This window comes from Arthrobacter sp. ATA002, assembly GCF_026898095.1.
Classification (GTDB): domain Bacteria; phylum Actinomycetota; class Actinomycetes; order Actinomycetales; family Micrococcaceae; genus Arthrobacter_B.
Map to the genome: position 1 here is coordinate 3,453,482 of NZ_CP114015.1, position 20,710 is coordinate 3,474,191.

The following is a 20,710-nucleotide window of genomic DNA, read 5'->3' on the forward strand; positions in this document are numbered from 1 at the left end:
ACGGAGGCCAGCATGCCGGTCATTGATCTGAACAGCGACGTCGGAGAGTCCTTCGGCAACTGGAAGATGGGCGACGACGCCGCCGTCTTCGAGTCCGTCTCCAGCGCCAACGTGGCCTGCGGTTTCCATGCCGGAGACCCCTCCACCATCGCGCAGACCTGCCGGGACGCCGTCGCCGCGGGCGTGACCATCGGCGCGCACGTGGGCTACCGGGATCTGGCCGGCTTCGGCCGCCGCTTCCTGGACTGCTCCTACACGGAGCTGCACGACGATGTCCTTTACCAGCTGGGCGCCCTGCAGGCCCTGGCCAGGGCCGCCGGCAGCGAGATCAAGTACGTCAAGCCGCACGGTGCCCTCTACAACACAATCGTCCGGCACGAGGTTCATGCGCAGGCCGTCGTCGACGCCGTCCGCGCCTTCGACAAGACCCTCCCCGTCCTGCTGCTGCCCGGCGCCGTCGCACTGGACAAAGCCGCCGACGCCGGCCTGCGCGGTGTGGCCGAGGCCTTCGCCGACCGCAACTACAACCCCGACGGCACGCTGGTCTCCCGCCGCGAACCCAACGCCGTCCTCCACGACACGGACCAGGTCACGGCCAATATGGTCCGGCTCGCCACCGAGGGAACCATCACGGCCGTGGACGGCACCGTCATCCCCATGGACGCCGCGTCCATCTGCGTTCACGGTGACACTCCGGGAGCGGTGGCCATGGCCCGGGCGGTGCGCTCCGGCCTGGAAGCTGCCGGTGTCACCATCCAGAGTTTCGTATGAGCCCAGCTCCGATCACCGGGATCCGGCCCGCCGGCACCCGTGCACTGCTGGTTGAACTGAAGTCGCTGGCCGATGTCACCGCCCTGCATGCCCGGCTCAAGGCGCATCCGCTGCCCGGCCAGGTCGATGTCCTCGCCGCCGCCGGGACCGTTCTGGCCCGTTTCATCGGCCGCCGGGAAACGGTCGACGCCGCGGCCCTGGTCCAGGCCCTGGACCTCACCCACGCTGACGCGCCGGAAGCGCGCACTGTCACCATCGACACCATGTACGACGGCGCCGACCTCGCCGAGGTCGCCCGTCTCACCGGCCTCTCGGAAGAAGCGGTTGTCAAGGCGCACACCGGCAGTTTTTGGCTGGGCGGCTTCGGCGGCTTCGCCCCCGGCTTCACCTATCTCACCGGCGGCGATCCGGTCCTCAACGTGCCCCGCCGTAACAGTCCCCGCACCGCGGTGCCCGCGGGTTCCGTGGCGCTGGCGGGAGAGTATTCGGCGGTCTATCCGCGTGAATCCCCCGGTGGATGGCAGCTGATCGGCCGCACGGACGCCGTCATGTGGGATCTGGACCGCGAAGACCCGGCGCTCATCCGCCCCGGCGACAAGGTCATCTTCCAAGCCGTCCGTGAACTGATCACAACGACGCCGACGCCCGCCTCCTCCTCATCCCCGGCCGCAGTGGACGGCCCGTCACTTGAGGTAACCGCCCCGGGCCTCCAGTCGCTGATCCAGGACCTGGGCCGCCCCGGCTACGCGGACCTTGGCGTCTCAGCCGCCGGCGCCGCAGACATCCGCTCCGCCCGGCAGGCCAACCGTCTGGTCGGCAACCCGGCGGACGCGGCGGTGATCGAGAACCTCTTTGGCGGCCTCGAACTGACCGCGCGCGGCGGTGATGCGGTCCTGGCGCTGGCCGGAGCCGAGCTGCCCGCCGCCGTCGTCACCGCCGGGGAAGCCAGGGACCGTCCCGCTCCGCTGAACTCTCCGTTCGCGCTGCTCGATGGGGAAACCCTGGCGTTGGGCACTCCGTACCGCGGTGTGCGCTCCTATTTGGCCGTCCGGGGCGGCATCGACGTTGCGCCGGTTCTGGGCAGCCGCAGCACCGACTCGATGAGCGGCATCGGACCCGCGCCGCTGGACGCCGGAACCCGGCTGCCGGTCGGCGGCGTCACGGGCACGGCCCCCGTGGGCTCTCCCGAGTCCGGCACCCTGGGCGAAGGCGGCGGGCCGGGAACCCTCGGCAACGGCACTGACCCCACCCTGCTGCGCATCACTGCCGGCCCGCGGCAGGACTGGTTCGGCACCGATGCCGTCGACACCCTGACCGGCCACACTTGGCACACCACGAACGAGTCCAACCGGATCGGTGTCCGGCTGACCACCGATGACGACGACGACGGCGCCCACCCGCTGGTCCGCATCCGTCACGGCGAACTGCCCAGCGAAGGTGTGGTCGCCGGCTCGCTGCAGGTCCCGCCGTCGGGCCTTCCCGTCCTCTTCCTCGCCGAGCACCCGGTGACCGGCGGGTATCCGGTGATCGCCGCCGTCGTGCCGCAGGACCTGCCCGTGGCCGCGCAGCTGCCGCCCGGCCATCCCGTCCGCTTTGTTTTTGTGAACCCCGATACCCTGGCGCCGCTCTCCCCAGCGAGGCGGCCGCGCTGTTTCCGGAAGGAACCCCATGAAGAAGGTCCTGATCGCCAACCGCGGCGAAATTGCCGTACGCGTGGCCCGCGCCTGCGCCGACGCCGGCATCGGATCCGTGGCCGTCTACTCGGACCCGGACGCCGATGCCCTGCACGTGCGGCTCGCCGACGAAGCGCTGCCCCTGCGCGGCTCCGCCTCCGCCGACACCTACCTCAACATTCCCAAGCTGATCGACGCCGCGCAGAAAGCCGGGGCCGACGGCGTGCACCCCGGCTACGGGTTCCTGTCCGAAAACGCCGACTTTGCCCAGGCAGTGCTCGACGCCGGGCTGACCTGGATCGGCCCCTCCCCGCAGGCCATCCGCGACCTGGGCAACAAGGTCACCGCCCGCGAGATCGCCGTCCGCGCCGGTGCCCCGCTGGTGCCCGGTACCGAGGGACCGGCGGAAAGTGCGGAGCAGGTCCGGGCCTTTGCCGAGGAGCACGGCCTGCCGGTGGCCATTAAGGCGGCCTTCGGAGGCGGCGGCCGCGGCATGAAGATCGCCCGCCGGCTCGAAGATATCGAGGACGCCTTCGAGTCCGCTGTCCGCGAGGCCGTCTCCGCGTTCGGCCGCGGCGAGTGCTTCGCCGAACGTTTCCTGGATCAGCCCCGGCATGTGGAGGCCCAGGTGCTGGCCGACACGCACGGCAACGTCGTCGTCGTCGGCACCCGTGACTGCTCCCTGCAGCGCCGGAACCAGAAGCTCGTCGAGGAGGCTCCCGCACCGTTCCTGACCGATGACCAGCGGGCCACCATCCACGCATCCGCCAAGGCCATCTGCCGCGAAGCCGGCTACACCGGCGCCGGCACGGTGGAATACCTGGTCTCCCCGGACGGGCTGATCAGCTTCCTGGAAGTGAACACCCGCCTGCAGGTGGAACACCCGGTGACTGAGGAAACCACCGGCGTTGATCTGGTCCGGGAGCAGTTCCGCATTGCCGGCGGCCTGCCGCTGTCCTTCACCGAGGATCCTGCGCCGCGCGGCCACGCCTTCGAATTCCGGCTCAATGCCGAGGATCCGGCCCGCGGGTTCCTGCCCGGCCCCGGCCCGGTCGAGGCCTTTGAACCGCCCACGGGCCCGGGCCTTCGGATGGATTCCGGCGTACGCTCCGGGTCCGTGGTACCGGCCGAGTATGACTCGCTGATGGCGAAGCTGATCGTGTGGGGCGAGGACCGGCCGCAGGCGCTGCGCCGCGCCCGGGCGGCCCTGGATGAACTGGTGATCCGCGGTGTGCCGACCGTGGTGCCCTTCCACCGGGCCGTCGTCCGCTCCGAGGCGTTCACCCGCGAGGACAAGCTCGGGGTGTACACCACCTGGATCGAGTCCGAGTTCGCCGAGCCGCTGGCGGCCTCGCCGGAAATTGCCGCGTCCCTGCCGGGCGCCGAGCGCGAGCGGATCACGATCGACGTCGACGGCCGCGCCGTGTCCGTCGGAGTGCCGGCCGCCCTGTTGAACGCCCTGCGCGCCGGGAGCGGTGCTGCCGCAGGCGGAACGGCCGCCGCAGGCGGCGGCGGGAACGACGACGCCGGGCTGGCCACCCCGATGGCCGGAACCCTGGTGAAATGGTTGGCCGACGACGGCGCGCAGCTGGCCGAGGGCGACCCGGTGGCCGCACTCGAGGCCATGAAAATGGAAACCACCGTCCGCGCCCACCGGGCCGGCACTTTCACCCGCGCCGAACTGGAACCGGGCACCGCCGTCGGCCGCGGGGACTCCCTGGGCCGCATCGGCTCCTAAAACGTCCGGAGTACCGACCGTCCCCCTCCGGCCGGTGCTCCGGATCCTTCTTCCGCCCGCTAGATTGGGGAGATGCTCGTGAACCTGGGGGACATCATCGCCGACCGCGCCGACCATGCCAACACCACCGTGTGGGTGGCCGACGTGCTGCGCCGCCGGATAGCCGCCGGCGAACTGCCGCCGGGCACGAAGCTCTCGGAACAGCAGCTCGCCGCCTCCATGCAGGTGTCCCGCAACACCCTGCGCGAGGCGTTCACCATGCTCAGCCTCGAATCCGTGGTGACCCGCTTTCCCAACCGCGGAGTCTTTGTTGCCGCCCCGGATGCCGCAGCTGTTCGGGAAATCTACCGGGTGCGCCGCATGTTGGAGCCCGCCGCCGTACTCTGGGGGCCGGACCTGGATGTGGAGCGCCTGGACGCGGTGGTGGCCGGGGCGCGGGACGCGCGGGACCGGGGGATGTGCCGGAAATGGCCGCCGCCAACCAGGCCTTCCACGAGGCCCTGGTCGCCATGTCCGGCAGCGTCCAGCTGCAGCAGTTGATGGGACGGGTGCTGGCCGAGATGCGGCTGGTCTTCCACGCCATGAACGCCCAGCCGGATTTCCATACCCACTATGTGGAGGAAAACGCCGGTCTGGTGGAGCTGCTCCGCGCCGGCCGCCGCTCCGACGCGGCCGAGGCGCTGCGCGGCTACCTGGATGCGGCCGAGGCCGAGCTGCTGGCGCACCTGCCCGCGTAGGCCGGCCGCGGGGCCGGCCTACGCGGGCAAAGCACTTAGACCAGATATGAGCTGTCCCGCGCGTCGGTGATGAGCATGTGCCCAGGCGCGTGCCCAATTGCGAGCGACGGCTTGGACTCCATGACTGCGGCCTGCGGGGTCACGCCGCAGGCCCAGAACACCGGCACGTGTCCTTCCGGAATGTCCACCGGATCGCCGAAGTCCGGCCGGGACAGGTCGCTGATGCCCAGCTCTTCCGGGTTGCCGACGTGCACGGGCGCACCGTGGACCGCCGGATAGCGGGCGGTGATGCGGACGGCGTCGGACACCTGGGACGCCGGCACCGGACGCATCGACACCACCAGGGGACCGCTCATGGAGCCGGCCGCTTCGCAGCGGATTGACGTGCGGTACATCGGCACGTTGGTGCCCTGCTCGATGTGAGCAATCCGGATACCGCCCTCCTGCAGCGCAGCCTCAAAGGTGAAGCTGCAGCCGACGATGAAGGTCACCAGGTCATCGCGCCAATACCCGGTGATGTCCGTTGGCTCGGCCACCTTTTCACCGTCGACATACACCGTGTACTGCGGCACATCGGTGCGGATGTCGCCGCCGGCGAGCAGCGGACCGGCGGTTTCACCGGCGTCGAGCACGCCGAGGATCGGGCAGGACTTGGGGTTGCGCTGGGCGAAGAGCAGGACGTCGAAGGCGGCTTCCCGGGGCACGATGATCAGGTTCGCCTGCGCGTAGCCGGCGGACCAGCCCGCCGTGGGCGTCACGAGGCCGGCCCGGAAGAGCCGGCGCGCTTCGGCCGGAGCCAGGGCCGCCGTATCGACGGCTCCCGGCGCCGGGGTTCGGGGCAGTTGGGCTTCCATGGTTACTTCAGGTCCTTTCCGGATGCTGGCGGCGTCCGGCTACTGCCACAGGGCGGCCAGGCCGGAAAGGGACATCCAACCCAGGAACAGGGTCAGCAGCCAGGCAAGCACACCGATGCCCAGCAGCCACTTCGGGTAGGCGTAGCCCTGCAGCAGGTCCCGGCGGCGCCAGGCGGCGTACAGCAGGATCCCGAACCCGAGCGGCAGGATCAGTCCGTTGAAGGCCCCCGCGAACACCAGCAGGGTCTGCGGAGCCTGGCCGGCCAGGACGTAGACGGCAGCGCAGAACGCGATGAACACCACCGTGATCAGGCTGCGCGTCCGGTCCTTCGTTGCCGGCGTGGTCACAAACGAGACCGAGGTGTAGGCAGCGCCAATCACCGAGGTCAGGGCGGCGGCCCAGAAGACGATGCCGAACATGCGCAGGCCAATTTCACCCGCCGCGGCAAAGAACGCATCGGCGGCCATGTTGTCTCCGCTCAGGGCCACGCCGCTGGACACCACGCCCAGGATGGCCAGGAACAGCAGCACGCGCATGATGCCGGTGACGATGATCCCCAGCAGCGAGACCCGGGTGATTTCCTTGACGTGTTTCTCGCCGGTGGTACCGGAGTCCAGCAGGCGGTGAGCTCCGGCGTAGGTGATGTAGCCGCCCACCGTGCCGCCGATCAGGGTGGTGATGGTCAGGAAGTCCACCTCGGCGGGCAGCACCGTGTTTTTCAGGGCCTCCCCCACCGGAGGAGCGGCGACGATGGCGACGTAGAGCATCAGCAGGATCATGACGGCGCCGAGCAGCACCACAATCCGGTCCAGGGCCAACCCGGCCTTCTTGGACAAGAACACGAGGATGGCTATGCCTGCCGAAATCAGGCCGCCGATCTTCGGGTCCAGCCCGAACATGGCGTTCATGCCGAGTCCGGTGCCGGCAATGTTGCCGATGTTGAAGACCAGCCCACCCACGAACACCAGTGCGGCCAGCACCCAGCCGGCGCCGGGAAGTACCTTGTTGCCCAGCACCTGGGCGCGCAGCCCGGAGACGCCCACGATCCGCCACACGTTCAGCTGCACGGCGATGTCCACCAGGATCGACACCAGGATCGCGAAGGCGAACGCCGCTCCGAGCTGGACGGTGAAGACCGTGGTCTGGGTAATGAAGCCCGGGCCGATGGCGCTGGTGGCCATCAGGAACATTGCGCCCAGCAGGGCCGTGCGCCTGGCGGTCGGCTTCGTCTTGGTCTTGCGGGGTTTGGCCACTGGTGGGGGCAGGGCTGTCATACGGTCTTCCGATCACTCGAAGTTGTGGCCGCGGCCACGGGGACTTCCAGCAGTCTAAAGGTTGTTCAACAATGTTTGGAAAATTGTGTTGAACAATCCCTTCAGTTTTACCTGCTGTTTACGATTCCCCGGGTGTTGTCCGGACGGCCGGTGCTCCTATCCGTCAGCGCGGTCCGCTGCGGTCCGCCCGTACACCGGCTCCGCACCACCGCCGATGATCCCGGGGGCCACGATCCGCCGCTTTCGGACGCCGGCACCGGACCGCACGGTTCCGACCGCATCCCGTACACCCACCCGGACGGCTGGCCCGTGTCCGGGAAGCAGGAGTGCAGCCTCCAGTTTGCCGAGCTGCCCCAGCGAGCGCCGGGCGCCGTCGCCGTCGGTGTGGAACATGGCGTCGAGCATCTGCGGTCCGCGGCGCCGGCTCAGCGCGTGGCCTGTCACCAGGGCATCGCCGGTAATCACAGCATTGGCCGCCGGCAGATAGAACGCCGTATGGCCGGGAGTATGGCCGGGGGTGGGAACCGCCATGGGAGAGCCGGGCAGGGCCGCCAGTTCGGCGTCGTCCCGCCAGGCTGCCGCGGTGGGCACCGCCACCCGCCCTGCACCGCCGGCGGCGAACGCATGCCAGGCCCAGTGCAGGGCGGACGGCTGCCAGACCCGGAGCAGGATCTGCGCCACAGCGACCTGTTCCCGGTCCCTGCCCAGCAGGAAGGGAAGTTCCGGCCCGCGGCACAGAACCTGTTGCCCGTACGCGGCGGCGAAATAGCCCGCAGTCCCGGCATGATCCACGTGGGCATGGGTAAGAAGCACCGCGGCCGCATCCGCCGGGTCCAGGCCGGTGTCCCGGATTGACTCCAGCACCAGCGGCAGATCCCCCGGATATCCGCCGTCGATCAGGGTGAAAGTGTCGCCGCGGCGCAGGATCATCCAGTTCGACGCCGGCCCCTCCACGAAGAAAACATCCGCTGCCGGTTCCGTCACCGCGTACTTGGGTGTGCCGCCTCGATTCCGCATCCCCGGTACCTCCTTGTACAGAGATATAGTCTTCGCTCCGCGGGACCGCAATCCCCGGGGAATGCCGGGTCCACACCAAAGGTTGTGCCGGCATGGACATCCCTGACACCGTTCCGGAACCGCCGCCGCCAGTCCGCCAGCTGCGCCTGGTTATTGCTGCCGACGATTACGCCGCCGCCCTCGCGTTTTACCGCGACACCCTGGGGTTGCCGGAGCTGGAGGCCTACTCCGGCGGTGCAGAGCTGGTGGCCAGACCCCGGGAAACCCCGTGGCGGTCGTTGAATTCCCGGCTCAACGCACCGGAGGGCGTCCAGCTGACCCTGTTCGAGGAGCTGGACCCGCGCTGACCGGCCAGCGGTAGACCCTGCCCCGGCAGGGACGCCGCCCCGCCGCTTTAAAGCGCACACGTGTGCTTGAGGGTGCGTAAGCTTGGGAGAGTGCTCCGATCCCCCGACCCCTTGCCGACTGCCGGAGCCGGCCGGTTTGCCCCGAGCCCCACTGGAGATCTCCATATTGGCAATCTCCGCACGGCCATCCTGGCGTGGCTCTTTGCCCGGTCCACCGGCCGGAGTTTCCTGCTCCGGGTGGAAGACCTGGACCCCGAGCGCTCCCGAACCGAGGCAGGCCAGCTGCGCGACCTCACCGCCGTCGGGCTCACCTGGGATGCCGCGCCGGTGCGGCAGTCCGAGCGCACCGGCGTGTACCTGGAGGCCATCGCCCGGCTGGACGCCCAGGGGCTGGTGTATGAGTGCTTCTGCACACGCAGTGAAATTGCTGATGCGCCGCGCGCCCCGCATGCCCCGCCCGGCGCCTACCCCGGAACCTGCCGAAACCTGAGCGGTGACGAACGCGCCCGACGGCGGCGGCTGCGGCCCGCGGCACTGCGGCTGCGCAGCGGGGTCGAGGAGTTCACCGTGACCGATCTGCTCCACGGCGCCTATACGGGGCCCGTCGACGATCTGGTGCTCCTCCGCAACGACGGCGTGCCGCCCTACAACCTCGCTGTGGTCATTGACGATGCCGCCCAGGGCATCGACCAGGTGGTCCGCGGCGGTGACCTGCTCAGTTCCGCTCCGCGCCAGGCCTATCTGGCATCCCTGCTCGGCCTGCCGCCGGTTCAGTACGTGCACGTCCCACTGGTCCTCAATCCCCGGGGCCGGCGGCTGGCCAAGCGCGACGGCGCCATCACCCTTGGCGCATTGGCGGGCGCGGGCCTGGGGTCCGAGGACGTGCGGAACCTGATTCTGGCCTCGCTGAGGCTGCCGGAAGGCCCGCTGGAAGACGCCCTGGCCGCCTTTTCCGCGGCGCAGTTGCCCCGGGAACCATGGGTCTTTGAGGCGCTTCCGGCTACACCTGGCCCAGGCGTATCCCCAGCGCCAGGATAAAGGCCGCCAGCCCGATAATGCCGACGATCACGGCATCCCGGCGGTGATGCAGCCAGAGCCAGGACGGGCGCTTCGTGAAGAAGGCATAAAGCGCGGTCAGCAGCAGGATCAGCCCCGCCATGCCGATGTAGCCGGGCAGCCCGGACGCAACACCCTGCGCAATGACCAACAGCAGCATGATCAGCCCGAAGATGAAACTGCCCCAGTGGAAGGCAGGTTCGCCGCGGGGATGTGAGCGTGAAACCGAACTAGTCATGGTGATCCCAACCGGACCCGCCGGCCGCCGCGAACGGGACCGGGGTGCCTGTACTGAGCGCAGACCTTGCCCTTCCCATTCTGCGGCGGGCGCCCGGGACTGTGAATACCGCACCCCGGCCGGGCCCGCGGAACCGGTGAAGCGGGACGGGCAGCCCACCGGCACGGGATGTCCTTCCCGCCGGACATAAACTTCGCGGGCAACCCTTGACCGTGCCGGAGCCCGCGCGTAGCTTCGTAATCAACCGCAAGGTTGAACAACCAGCACCTTGATTACTCTTCTTTGAATACCGTTCTTTGCATACTGTTCCCTGATCACCGACAGGAAGCTGACCCGCTGCATGAACTTCCCTGGTGCCGACCCGCTGCTGGACAGGGCCTTCCTGGCCCTGGCCGATCCGGCCCGCCGCCAGATCATTGCCCGGCTTTCCCGGGGTCCTGCAACGGTCAACGAATTGGCGGAACCCTTCGAGATATCCAAGCAGGCCGTCTCGAAGCACATCCAGGTTCTCGAGCAGGCACAACTGGTGACGCGCACCCGTGACGCCCAGCGCCGGCCCGTCCATCTGAATCCCGCACGGTTGGAGGCGCTCACCGCATGGATCGGCCAGTACCGGCTGGTCCGCGAGGAGCAGTTCCGCAGCCTTGATGCCGTGCTCAACGCGCAGGCCGCTGCGATTGGCGGCCCGCAGGCATAAGGATTCACCATGACCAACGCACTGCAGCTCACCGTCCCTGACGGCCTTCCGTTCATTGATTTCAGCCGCGAGGTGGACTATCCCGTGGCACAGGTGTTCCGCGCGTATGAAGACCCGGAGCTGATTGTCCAGTGGCTCGGTCCACGGGGCATGAAGATGGACATCAACCACTACGATTTCCGCACCGGCGGCTCCTACAGTTACATCCATACCGGGCCGGACGGCGTCCCCTACGAGTTCCGCGGCATTTTTCACACCGTGCGGAAAAATGAAGCCGCAATCCAGACCTTCGAGTTCTCCGGCTATCCCGATGTGACCAGCCTGGAGTTCATGACGCTGGAAGCGCTCGACGGCGGCCGCACCCGGATTACCGCCCACGCCGTGTATCCCTCGATGGAGGCCCGGGACGGCATGGCAGCTTCCGGAATGGAGGCCGGCGTCGCCGAGGGCTTTGACCGGATGGAGGAACTCCTGGCCCAGCTCCAGCCGGAGCCGCTGCAGGGACGGGGCGCCTAATGAGCAACCCCCTGACCCTGGAGGTTCCTCAGGGCGAGCCCGTGATGGAGTATTCCCGCGAGTTCGACTTCCCGGTGGCCGACGTCTTTCGTGCCCACACCGACCCGGAACTGTACGGCCAGTGGATCGGACCGCAGGACCTGGTGACGCGCATCGATCAGTTCGAGCCGCGGAGCGGCGGGGCCTACCGGTTTGTGCAATCCCGGGGCGACGACGAGTACGCCTTCCGGGGAATGTTCCACACGGTGCTCCAGGACGAGTTTCTGCTCCAGACCTTCGAGTTCGAGAGCACTCCGGAGGTGGTAACGCTGGAGTACAGTACCTTCACCGCGCTGCCCGGCGGCCGCTGCCGGCTGGCCGGCCGCTCCCTGTACCCGTCGGTGGAATCCCGCGACGGGTTTCTGGACAACGGCATGGAAGAGGGCATGTCGGACGGTTACGACCAACTGGACGAACTGCTTGGTTCCGTCCGGGCGAGAGAATAGGTGGGAATCATGGACTGGACCCTCGAAGTGATCATCGTTCCGGTCAGCGACCAGGACCGCGCCATCGCGTTCTACCGCGAGCAGGCCGGTTTCATCCTGGATCACCGCACGTCGACCGAGCAGATGGACTTTGCGCAGTTGACTCCGCCCGGTTCCGGCTGCTCAATCGTGCTCAGCGATCCCTCATCGCAGCAGGGCATGGTGCCCGGCTCCCTGCGGGGGCTGCAGCTGGTGGTCTCCGATGCCCGGGCGGCACGGCAGGAGCTGCTGGACCGCGGCGTGGAGGCGGGTGACATCACCGTTTTCGACGAGCGCGACGGCGGAACCTTCTTTGGTTTCTCCGATCCGGACGGCAACGCCTGGACAGTGCAGGAAATGAAGGTCCGGGCCGAACAGCCGCTGATACCGCACAATGCCTAAGACGCTGTATCCAGCGCCGGGCGGGGGAGGTGTCCGGCCGCACTGTGGCGGGGACGGGTCATCCGGCGACGACGAATGTGAGAGCGGCCCAGACCGAGGCCGCGGCAACGGTCGTCCACAGGACGATGGCCACGCCCTGCCACAGCAGGACCCAGCCCCGCGGCGTGCCGGCGGCCACGAGCATCGCGGAGGTGAACTGCGTGGGAATCGCCAGCGGGCCCAGGATGCTGGCGCCCGGTACACCGAACCGCACCAGCCACCTCTTAAACCGCTGCTGCCCCTTGGACTCTGGTTTCGCGGGGACGGCTTGGAGCGTTTCCACTGATCCTCCCGCAGCTGCCCCCGCCGCGGCGGCGTGCACCGCCCGGCGGTCCACCACGGCGTCCCTCGCCCGGGAACCGAGAAGGACGACCAGCAGGACGCTGAGGAAGTTGCCGGCCGCGGCGGCGGCCGCGGCGAGGACCACGTGCATTCCGCCGACGACACCGACAATCGCGCCGCCCTCCCCCTCAATGAAGGGGACGGCCCCGGCAAGCGCCACGACAAGCGGCTGAACAATCTCAGGCACCTGCGCTGCCAGCTCCTGGAAATTGCTGACGAGTTCCTCCAGCGGGTTCATGGCGGTTCCTTTTTCCTCGTGATGGGGCCGGCTATGACCGGCATGTCCATCAGTAGAAAGGATGTTCCCTGAACAGAGTCAACCCCCGCGGCAGAGGGCACTCTGGTTCCTCTGCGCCCGCCGGGGACGCCGATCCATCGACACATCAGCGCCGACGCACTTGACTGGATTCCAGGCACAAGCCTTTCCAGGGCAGTCCCGGCCCGGGCGCCTGCAGTGGACACCCGATCCAACGGGTCCGGCAAAGAGGTGATGCGTGGAGAGCGTGCAGGTCAGCCTGGATCCGATGCTGGCAACCTTTGTGGTGCTGGCGCTGGCCGTGGTGGGCTTCATGACGAACCGGATTCCGCTTGTCATCGTCGCCCTGTTCGTCCCCCTGGCGCTGTGGGCCACGGGCGTACTTCCGCCGACCGACGCCCTGCAGGGATTCAGCGATCCGGTGGTCCTGTTCATTGCCTCGCTTTTTGTGCTCAGCGACGCACTCGACGCCACAGGAATCACGGCCTGGATTGGACAGCAGCTCGAACAGCGCTCGTCACTGCGCGGCGCCGGGCTGCTCCTGGCGGTCATGGCTGCCGCGGCGGCCCTCTCCGCCGTCATCAGCATCAACGGGGCCGTCGCGGCGCTCCTGCCCGTCGCGGTCGTTGCCGCGGGACGGTCCGGCGTCGTTCCCTCCCGCATGCTTATTCCGCTCGCTTTCGCAGCGGGTGCGGGATCCTGCTGACCCTGACCGGCACGCCGGTGAACATCATCGTCTCCGAAGTCGCCGCCGACTCGGGAGGCCGGGAGTTCGGCTACTTCGAATTTGCGCTGGCCGGGCTCCCCCTTGTCCTGTTGACGGCGCTGCTCGTGGTGGTTTTCGGCGGGCGGCTCCTGCCCCGGCGGATCCCCGAACGGCCGGCGGACACCACGGCCGACCCGCGGGAACGGGTGCGTACGTGGCAGGAGAGCTACACGGCCGACCTCGATGCGGGGCGGCTGTTCACCGGAGGCGAGGGGGTGGTCGAGGTCCTCGTCGCACCGCGCTCGAACCTGACCGGACGCACCGTTTATCCCGGCATGGCACTCGGGGACGAGGACCTCGCAGTCATCGCACTGCGCCGCGGCGGCATCCCGCCGACCGATGCCGACGCGCCAACCGGTGAGCTCACCCTGCGCCCCGGCGACGCCCTGCTGGTGCACGGCCCCTGGGATGCGCTGCACAGCTACACCGAGTCCTCCGACGTGATCGCCGTCGAGCCGTCCCGAACCCTCCAGCGGAGCGTGCCGCTCGGACGGGGCTGGCGACGCTGCCTCGGCGTCCTCGTCGCCACCATCGTTTTGCTCGCCGCCGGTGTTGTTCCCCCGGTGATCGCGGGGCTCCTTGCGGCAGGCGCCCTCGTGGTCCTGGGCGTGGTCACCGTTCCGCACGCCTTCCGTGCCATCTCGTGGGACACCGTGGTCCTGATCGCGGGACTTATACCGTTGTCCACCGCGTTTGTGTCCTCCGGTGCGGCCAATGAAATCGCAGGACTCGTTGACCGCTTCACCGGCGGCGGTTCCCCCCATTTCGCCCTGCTCGTCTTATGCGTGCTCACCCTGGTCCTCAGCCAGGTCATCTCGAACGTGGCAACGGTGCTGGTCATGGCGCCCGTTGCGGTGTCCTTCGCCCAGACGCTCGGGGTCAGCGTGCAGCCGTTCATGATGGCGCTGACCGTGGTTGGCGCAGCGGCCTTCCTCACGCCCATCGCCACCCCGGCCAACCTCATGGTGATGCAGCCCGGCGGATACCGGTTTGGCGACTACTGGCGCCTGGGCCTGCCGCTCGCCCTCATTTTCCTTGCCGCCGGAGTGCTCTACGTGCCGCTGATTTGGCCCTTCTGAGTTGCCTGCTCTTTCCGGGCCTGCACCTGCCCGGCCGCGAGGACTCCTGCCCTCATCATCACATCCAGCTGGGCGGGGTTGTACAACCCAGCCAGGACGTCCCCGACCGTCTCCGCAGTGAAGCGTCCTTCCCCGAACCGGTGCGATGCAGGGTCGTTCAACCACGGATACTCGACCAGGTTCCGCGACAGTACCTCAGCCATTCTTCCGGCCAGCTCCTGCCGCGTCGCCTCGTCAGCGTCCGCCGGCAGCCCGTCGAGGTCCGGTCCGGTGTCGTCACTCTCATCCGCCGTCATCCTCTGCAGATCAGCCAGTTCCTCGGCGGCGTACATCCGGGTCATCAGGTGGATCACCGCATTGTCGTTTTCGGACATACGGGTGGCGACGGCTTCAAATCCGGCGGGGACGTCTGCGGGGGCCTGGTGCGCAATGACCGCAGCGATATGGGCCCGCGCCTCCTGCAGCCGTTCGATGCTTTTCTTCAGCTCCGTGTCCACATCACGCAGGATCTCCGGCGTGCTGTGCGCACCGACCTCGTGCATCTGCGACAGCGGCACGCCCAAACCGGCCAGGCGCCGGATGCGCAGGAGGCTCACCAGATGCCGGGCTTCGTACTGCTTGTACCCGTTGTACCGCCGGTCCGGCTCCTCGAGCAGACCCAGCCGGTGGTAATGACGGACGGTGTTTACCGTTGTCCCCGCCAGCTCAGCCAGTTCACGCGTGCTCCACGCCATCGTGTTCCCTCCCCTTGCCAGGAGTTCAGACTACCCAGCCTGCGTCAGCGCATCCGCAAACCAGCCGGTAATGGTGCTCGGATGCGTGATTGCCGTGCCGACGACGACGGCGAACGCCCCGGCGTCCAGGCAGGCCCGGGCCTGGGCCGGGGTGTGGATGCGCCCCTCGGCGATCAGCGGCGCGCCAAGCCCCAGTGCTGCAATCCCGGCGATCAGCTCCAGGTCCGGACCGTCGGTTTTCGGCCGCTCGCCGGTGTATCCGGAGAGCGTGGTGCCGATGATGTCCGCCCCGGCATCGGCTGCGGTCCGGGCATCCGGAAGGGATCCGCAGTCGGCCATGACCAGTGCGCCGGTCTGCTCGTGCAGGGCGTGAATGGTCTCTGCGAGCGTGCGGCCGTCCGGGCGCGGCCGGCGGGTTCCGTCGATCGCCACGATGTCGGCCCCGGCGGCCGCACAGGCCAGGGCGTGCTCCAGCGTGGGCGTGATAAAGACTCCGTCCTTGCCGTCCTTCCAGAGCCCGATTATCGGAACGTCCACCGCGGCGCGGGTCAGTTCCAGATCCGCGACGCCCTGGATCCGCACCGCGGCAGCTCCGCCGATCACGGCGGCCTGTGCCATCTGCGCCATAGTCTTGGGATCCCGGAGGGGTTCGCCGGGGTAGGCCTGGCAGGAAACGATCAGCTGGGCCGCCAGGGAGGAAAGATCGGCCCGCCACGGGCTCGTGGTCGGTTCAGGCACTGGTCGTCTCCGGGATTCTCATGCGGTCAAGGGCAATTTTGGCGGCTCCCACCACGGCGGCGGAGGAGCCCAGGGCAGCCGGCACCACGGGCAGGCCGGCAAGCGGGTCCATCAGTTCGGCCTGCAGCGCCGACCTGAACGGCAGCCACCACAGTTCGCCGGCCGCAGCCATGCCGCCGCCAATCACCACGATCGAGGGATCCAGCACGTTGGCCAGTCCGCCCACGGCCTGTCCGGCCGCGGCGGCGCCGAGTGCGAGGGCACGCACGGCCGGCGGCTCCCCGGCAGCGGCCCGGGCGGCGACTTCCCGGGCCGTTCCGGGATCCCGGCCGGCCAGCCGGCGGTACAGGTTTGCGATGGAGGGGCCGGAGGCGATGGCTTCCAGGTGCCCGGCCCGGCCGCAGCTGCACGGCAGCGGCCGGCCGCCGTCGTCGTACGCGGCGGGCGAGGCAAGGTGCCCCACATGCCCGGCCACCGCCCGCGCCCCCAGGTGGGGCGCGCCGCCGAGAATCAGTGACCCGCCGACGCCGGTGCCCACCGCCACCAGCAGGCTGGAGTCCGCGCCGGCGGAGGCTCCCACCCAGTGTTCGCCCAGGTTGTGGGCGTGCACATCGTTGACCGCGTAGGCGGGCAGCCCGCTGTGTTGCGCCAGGTGGGCAGCCAGGGGCGTTCCGGCCCAGCCGGTGAGGGAATCGGTGGCCGAAACCACCGACCCGGCCGCCGCGTCGATGACGCCGGCCGAGCCGATCCCGACCGCCACCGGCAGCATGTCCGCGGTGCGGGCCTGTGCCAGCAGGGACGCCACGAGTCCGACGGCGGTGGCCAGGATTGCCGCCGCGCCGGCGGCGGCCGGTGTGGGCCGGAACTCGGAGGCGTGCAGCCTGCCGGTGTCGTCCACGATGCCCGCGGCGGTCTTGGTGCCGCCCAGGTCCACCCCGATAACGCAGCGTTGAGCCGGAGTCATGCCTAGATCAGGCCGTTGCGCTCAAGGATGGTCCGGATGGCGGCTGTTTCCGCGTCGTTCAGGCTCACCATCGGCGCGGACATGATGTTGGTGTCGATGACGCCCATGAGCATGAGTGCGGTCTTGAACGCACCCAGCCCGGCGGCGCCGCCGGAGACACGGCCCGGGGTGGGTGTGTAGACGATGTTGAAGACATCGGCGAGGCGGTCCTGCTCGGCGGCCGCGGTGGCGAAGTCACCGGCCGCGGCGGCGTCGAACAGGCGCCGGTATCCGGCCGGGTCCACGTTGCCCAGCCCGGGAACGACGCCGTCGGCCCCGCCGAGCAGCGCACCGTCCACCACCACTTCGTGGCCGGTGAAGATGGAGAAGTTGTCGATGCCGCGGGCGGCCAGGGCGAGCTGGCGGAAGGACACGTCGTCGCCGGAGGAGTCCTTGACGCCGGCGATGACCTGGTCCCGGCCCAGCTGGATCAGCAGGTTCAGCGGCAGCTTGTAGTTGGTGCGGACCGGTACGTCGTAGGCGAAGAGCGGCACGTCGAGGGCGGCGTGGATGCTGCGGAAGTGGGTGTCGGTTTCCTGTGCATCGGTCAGCGCGTAGAACGGAGACGTCACCACGAGCGCGTCGGCGCCCAGGCCGACCATTTTCCGGCCTTCCTCGATGACACGGTTGGTGGTCTGTTCGGAGGCGCCCACGATCAGCGGAACTTCTCCGGCGTTGACGCCGGCAATGGTGGTGACCACCAGTTCGCGCTCGTCGCTGGTCAGGTACGGCACCTCGCCGGAGGAACCGAGGACAAACAGTCCGTGCACGCCTCCTTCCAGCAGGTGCTTGGTGACCCGGGCCAGGGAGTGGGTGTCGATGCTGCCGTCGGCGGCTCGCGGGGTGACGACGGGCGGGATGACGCCGGTGAACCGGCGGATGGGCTGAGGGGCCACGGATATCTCCAGGTGCTGGTAACGGTTGGTGCGGTGGAACTGCGCGGGGAAGTGCAGGTGGAAATCAGGGGTGCAGCAGGCTGGGCGCGGCGCCCAGCAGCTTGCGGGTGTACTCGTCTTTGGGGTCGGCGAAGATGGCCTCAGCCGGCCCCTCTTCGACGATCCGGCCGTAGTACATGACGCATATACGGTCGGAAACATAGCGGACGGTCTGGATGTCATGGGAAATGAAGACCATGCCCAGGTTCAGTTCCCGCTTCAGATCGGCCAGCAGGTTCAGCACCTGGGCCCGGACGGAGACGTCCAGGGCCGAGGTGGGTTCGTCGGCCACGATCACCGCGGGGTCCAGGGCAAGGGCCCGCGCGATGGCGACGCGCTGGCGCTGTCCGCCGGAAACCTGGTGCGGGGTGACTTCGGCGGCGGTGTACGGCAGGCCCACCAGTGCCAGCAGGTCCCGAACCTTCGCCGCACGGGACCGGGCGTCGCCGATGCCGTGGATCTGCAGCGGATCGGTGAGGATGTCCTGGATGGTCATCCGCGGGTTCAATGCGGTGGACGGATCCTGGAAGACGACGGCGACGTCCTGGCCGAAGCGCTTACGGTCGGCGGCGCGGCGGCCGCTGATCGGTTTGCCATGGAACAGCACCTTGCCGGCGGTGGGTTCCTGCAGGCCGACCAGGACGGAGGCCAGGGTGGACTTGCCGCAGCCGGACTCCCCCACCACGCCGACCGTTTCCCCGCGGCGGACGGTGAAGTCCACGCCGTCCACGGCCTTGACGATGTTGGGGCGGAAAATGGAGCCGGTCCGGGTGCGGTGGTGGACCTTGAGGCCGCGCAGTTCCAGGACCGGCGTGTTCTCGGTGGAGGTTTGGGTGCTCATGGTTGTCCTTCGGCACTGGTGCCGGCAGCGGCCAGGGCGGCGCCGCCGTCGTTCCGGTTGTCTGTCAGGTGGCTGGCCCAGTAGTGTTCGCCCTCGCCCACACGGACAAAGGACAGGATCTGGTCCGGATCAGCGTCCGGACGCAGGGAGCGCTCGGCAAACCGGTCCCCGGCCGCGAATTCCCGCGGTGATGGAACCGTGCCCTGGATCTGGTGCAGCCGGTCGGCGTCGGACTCGATGGACAGCACGGCGCCGAGCAGTCCGCGGGTGTACTCGTGGTGCGGGTTGCGCATCAGCTCGGACGCTCCGGCGGATTCCACCACCTGCCCGGCGTACATGACCGTGATCCGGTGTGCCAGGGAGGCAACCAGGGCCAGATCGTGGCTGACGAAGACCATGGCGAAGCCCAGTTCCTCACGCAGCTCATTGAGCAAATCCACCACCTGCTTCTGGACGGTGACGTCCAGGGCAGTGGTCGGCTCGTCCGCGACAATGATCTTCGGCGAACGCGACAGGGCCATGGCCACGAGCACGCGCTGACGCTGTCCGCCGGACAGTTCGTGCGGATAACTCTTAAGCGTCCGCTCCGGATCCAGCTTCACCAGCTCCAGCAGTTCGCGCGGGGACTTGCGGCCGTTGCGGCGGGTCAGCTGCAGCAGCTGGTCCTTGATCAGCATGGACGGGTTCAGTGAGCTCAGCGCGTCCTGGTAGACCATGGCGATCTGCTCACCGCGCAGTCCGCGGTAGCGCTGATCACGTTCACGCGGATCGTTGGTCAGCAGTTCCCTGCCGTTGAACATGATGGATCCGCTGAGCACCGCGGTGGGCGGCAGCAGTCCCATGATGGCCAGGGAGGTGATGGACTTTCCGCAGCCGGATTCGCCCACCAGGCCCATGGTTTCGCCCTCGCGGACAGTGAAGCTGACCCGGTCCACAATGGCCGTGTCGCCGTAGCGGCCCGGGAAGCGGATGGAGAGGTCCTGCACCTCAAGGATTACCGGGGCATCGGTGCCGACGGCGGGCAGCCGGTCGGTTCGGCGGTTCTCCACGGCGGCGAGCAGCCGCAGCTCCTCGGCCAGGGCGGCCAGGGAACCGGGCTGGTTGATGAGGGTGCCGGCCGCGGTGTCCTCCACCGCGGTGCCATCGGTGTCTGCCGGCGGGGCGGCGACGGCGGCGGCGGCCGGCGCGGGAACGGCGGCTGCGGCCGCAGCGTCCTTTACTGCGTTGTCCTTCACAGCGTTGTCCTTCACCAGGGCTTCCTTCACCGGTGCGGCCCGGCGGGGACGCGGGTTGACCATGGCATCGGTGAGGCCTTCGGCCAGGATGTTCAGGGCCAGGACGGTGAGCAGGATGGCGATGCCGCCAAACGTCGTCGGCCACCAGGCGCCGCTGAAGACCACGTTGCGGCCGTCGGCCATCACGTTGCCCCAGGAGGCCGACGGTGGCTGGACGCCGGCGCCAAGGAAGGACAGCGATGCTTCGAGGATGATGGCGTCAGCCACCATCACCGTGGCAAAGACGAGCACGGGGGCCGCGGTGTTGCGCACCACGTGCCGGGTCAGGATGAACAGCCGGCCGGCGCCGATCACGCGTTCGGCGCGGACATAGTCCTCGCCGTACTGGGCCAGCACGTTGGCGCGGACCACCCGGGCCAGCTGCGGTGTGTAAACAATGGCGATGGCGAAGATGATCACCGGAACGGTGGACCCGAAGAGGGCCACCGAATAGTCCTTGAGGGCGAACAGCAGGGCGGCGGCCAGGGCGATACCGGGAAACGCCATCATGATGTCCAGCACCCGCATGATGCCTTCATTGACGGATTTGCGGGAGGTAGCGGCCAGGGCTCCGAGGACGGCGCCCAGGATTACTGCCACCAGCACTGACCCGAGGCCGATCGCCGCGGACACCCGTGCGCCGTACAGCAGCCGGGAAAATACGTCGTAGCTGTTTCCGTCGGTGCCCATCAGGTGCTCGCCGCCGGGAGGAAGCACCGGGGCGCTGGATTCGTTCTCGCCGAAGGGGGCGAGCATGGGGCCGGTGACGGCGATGAACGCCACCAGAACCAGGAATCCCAGGGCGAGCTTGGAGCTGAGTTTCAGGGAGGTGAAGCGGGCGCCGGAGGTGGCGAGCCGTTCAGCGAGTCCGTTGCGCAT

The 20,710-nt window shown here is 68.7% G+C and carries 21 protein-coding genes and 2 pseudogenes; 12 read left to right on the plus strand and 11 right to left on the minus strand.

Annotated elements, in window-relative coordinates; all coding sequences use genetic code 11:
* The first annotated feature begins 12 nt into the window (after positions 1-12).
* The 5 genes and pseudogenes from OL239_RS17030 to OL239_RS19775 all read left to right on the plus strand — a co-directional run bounded on the left by OL239_RS17030 (position 13) and on the right by OL239_RS19775 (position 4,919).
* Positions 13-771, plus strand: a complete 759-nt coding sequence (locus tag OL239_RS17030; protein ID WP_268909897.1) for a LamB/YcsF family protein — start codon at positions 13-15, stop codon at positions 769-771.
* Positions 768-2,309: pseudogene (locus tag OL239_RS17035) on the plus strand (carboxyltransferase domain-containing protein); the annotation flags it as partial. The gene OL239_RS17030 and the pseudogene OL239_RS17035, both read left to right, overlap by 4 nt.
* 130 nt (positions 2,310-2,439) lie before the next feature.
* Positions 2,440-4,182 (plus strand): acetyl/propionyl/methylcrotonyl-CoA carboxylase subunit alpha, encoded by a 1,743-nt coding sequence (locus OL239_RS17040; RefSeq protein ID WP_268909898.1) that lies wholly within the window; start codon positions 2,440-2,442, stop codon positions 4,180-4,182.
* 72 nt (positions 4,183-4,254) lie between these two features.
* On the plus strand, positions 4,255-4,722 hold the full coding sequence (locus OL239_RS17045) for a GntR family transcriptional regulator (protein ID WP_329609271.1): 468 nt from the start codon (positions 4,255-4,257) through the stop codon (positions 4,720-4,722).
* A complete protein-coding gene (locus tag OL239_RS19775; protein WP_329609272.1) occupies positions 4,650-4,919 on the plus strand; it encodes an FCD domain-containing protein in 270 nt (89 codons plus the stop codon). Before OL239_RS17045 ends, OL239_RS19775 begins: the two co-directional genes overlap by 73 nt.
* Before the next feature lie 35 nt (positions 4,920-4,954).
* Here OL239_RS19775 and OL239_RS17050 read toward each other — a convergent pair whose 3' ends face one another.
* The 3 genes from OL239_RS17050 to OL239_RS17060 all read right to left on the minus strand — a co-directional run bounded on the left by OL239_RS17050 (position 4,955) and on the right by OL239_RS17060 (position 8,065).
* Positions 4,955-5,773, minus strand: a complete 819-nt coding sequence (locus OL239_RS17050) for a putative hydro-lyase (RefSeq protein WP_268909899.1) — start codon at positions 5,771-5,773, stop codon at positions 4,955-4,957.
* A 39-nt stretch (positions 5,774-5,812) separates the two neighbouring features.
* Positions 5,813-7,048 carry an NRAMP family divalent metal transporter gene (locus OL239_RS17055; protein WP_268909900.1) on the minus strand — a complete coding sequence of 412 codons (1,236 nt, stop codon included), beginning with the start codon at positions 7,046-7,048 and terminating at the stop codon, positions 5,813-5,815.
* Positions 7,049-7,204: 156 nt separating this feature from the next.
* On the minus strand, positions 7,205-8,065 hold the full coding sequence (locus OL239_RS17060; RefSeq protein ID WP_268909901.1) for an MBL fold metallo-hydrolase: 861 nt from the start codon (positions 8,063-8,065) through the stop codon (positions 7,205-7,207).
* A gap of 92 nt (positions 8,066-8,157) precedes the next feature.
* On the opposite strand from OL239_RS17060, the gene OL239_RS17065 reads away from it, so the two are divergent.
* Together OL239_RS17065 and gluQRS are read left to right on the plus strand one after the other, a co-directional pair.
* Positions 8,158-8,412 carry a VOC family protein gene (locus OL239_RS17065; RefSeq protein WP_268909902.1) on the plus strand — a complete coding sequence of 85 codons (255 nt, stop codon included), beginning with the start codon at positions 8,158-8,160 and terminating at the stop codon, positions 8,410-8,412.
* A 90-nt stretch (positions 8,413-8,502) separates the two neighbouring features.
* Complete coding sequence (gene gluQRS / locus OL239_RS17070; protein ID WP_268909903.1) at positions 8,503-9,450, plus strand: tRNA glutamyl-Q(34) synthetase GluQRS; 948 nt, start codon at positions 8,503-8,505, stop codon at positions 9,448-9,450.
* Here gluQRS and OL239_RS17075 read toward each other — a convergent pair.
* Positions 9,413-9,706, minus strand: coding sequence for a hypothetical protein (locus OL239_RS17075; protein WP_268909904.1), 294 nt, complete (start codon positions 9,704-9,706; stop codon positions 9,413-9,415). The two genes, gluQRS and OL239_RS17075, sit on opposite strands and share 38 nt — an antisense overlap.
* A 340-nt stretch (positions 9,707-10,046) precedes the next feature.
* On the opposite strand from OL239_RS17075, the gene OL239_RS17080 reads away from it, so the two are divergent.
* Genes OL239_RS17080 through OL239_RS17095 form a run of 4 tightly spaced genes read left to right on the plus strand, consistent with a single transcriptional unit; the run spans position 10,047 to position 11,824 of the window.
* Positions 10,047-10,403, plus strand: a complete 357-nt coding sequence (locus tag OL239_RS17080) for an ArsR/SmtB family transcription factor (protein WP_268909905.1) — start codon at positions 10,047-10,049, stop codon at positions 10,401-10,403.
* 9 nt (positions 10,404-10,412) lie between these two features.
* On the plus strand, positions 10,413-10,919 hold the full coding sequence (locus tag OL239_RS17085; RefSeq protein WP_268909906.1) for an SRPBCC family protein: 507 nt from the start codon (positions 10,413-10,415) through the stop codon (positions 10,917-10,919).
* Positions 10,919-11,404 carry an SRPBCC family protein gene (locus tag OL239_RS17090; protein WP_268909907.1) on the plus strand — a complete coding sequence of 162 codons (486 nt, stop codon included), beginning with the start codon at positions 10,919-10,921 and terminating at the stop codon, positions 11,402-11,404. Before OL239_RS17085 ends, OL239_RS17090 begins: the two co-directional genes overlap by 1 nt.
* A gap of 9 nt (positions 11,405-11,413) precedes the next feature.
* A complete protein-coding gene (locus tag OL239_RS17095) occupies positions 11,414-11,824 on the plus strand; it encodes a VOC family protein (RefSeq protein ID WP_268909908.1) in 411 nt (136 codons plus the stop codon).
* A gap of 58 nt (positions 11,825-11,882) precedes the next feature.
* On the opposite strand, the gene OL239_RS17100 is transcribed toward OL239_RS17095, so the two are convergent.
* Complete coding sequence (locus OL239_RS17100) at positions 11,883-12,443, minus strand: small multidrug efflux protein (RefSeq protein ID WP_268909909.1); 561 nt, start codon at positions 12,441-12,443, stop codon at positions 11,883-11,885.
* A 331-nt stretch (positions 12,444-12,774) separates the two neighbouring features.
* On the opposite strand from OL239_RS17100, the pseudogene OL239_RS17105 reads away from it, so the two are divergent.
* A pseudogene (locus tag OL239_RS17105) lies at positions 12,775-14,306 on the plus strand (SLC13 family permease).
* On the opposite strand, the gene OL239_RS17110 reads toward OL239_RS17105, so the two are convergent.
* The 6 genes from OL239_RS17110 to OL239_RS17135 all read right to left on the minus strand — a co-directional run bounded on the left by OL239_RS17110 (position 14,279) and on the right by OL239_RS17135 (position 20,710).
* Positions 14,279-15,040, minus strand: coding sequence for a MerR family transcriptional regulator (locus OL239_RS17110; RefSeq protein ID WP_268909910.1), 762 nt, complete (start codon positions 15,038-15,040; stop codon positions 14,279-14,281). The pseudogene OL239_RS17105 and the gene OL239_RS17110 sit on opposite strands and share 28 nt — an antisense overlap.
* Before the next feature lie 30 nt (positions 15,041-15,070).
* Positions 15,071-15,778 carry an N-acetylmannosamine-6-phosphate 2-epimerase gene (locus OL239_RS17115; RefSeq protein WP_268909911.1) on the minus strand — a complete coding sequence of 236 codons (708 nt, stop codon included), beginning with the start codon at positions 15,776-15,778 and terminating at the stop codon, positions 15,071-15,073.
* Positions 15,771-16,742, minus strand: coding sequence for an ROK family protein (locus OL239_RS17120; RefSeq protein WP_268909912.1), 972 nt, complete (start codon positions 16,740-16,742; stop codon positions 15,771-15,773). The genes OL239_RS17115 and OL239_RS17120 overlap by 8 nt, the downstream gene beginning before the upstream one ends.
* 2 nt (positions 16,743-16,744) lie before the next feature.
* A complete protein-coding gene (locus OL239_RS17125; protein ID WP_268909913.1) occupies positions 16,745-17,677 on the minus strand; it encodes a dihydrodipicolinate synthase family protein in 933 nt (310 codons plus the stop codon).
* Between the two features lie 64 nt (positions 17,678-17,741).
* A complete protein-coding gene (locus OL239_RS17130) occupies positions 17,742-18,557 on the minus strand; it encodes an ATP-binding cassette domain-containing protein (protein ID WP_268909914.1) in 816 nt (271 codons plus the stop codon).
* Positions 18,554-20,710 carry a dipeptide/oligopeptide/nickel ABC transporter permease/ATP-binding protein gene (locus tag OL239_RS17135; protein ID WP_268909915.1) on the minus strand — a complete coding sequence of 719 codons (2,157 nt, stop codon included), beginning with the start codon at positions 20,708-20,710 and terminating at the stop codon, positions 18,554-18,556. Before OL239_RS17135 ends, OL239_RS17130 begins: the two co-directional genes overlap by 4 nt.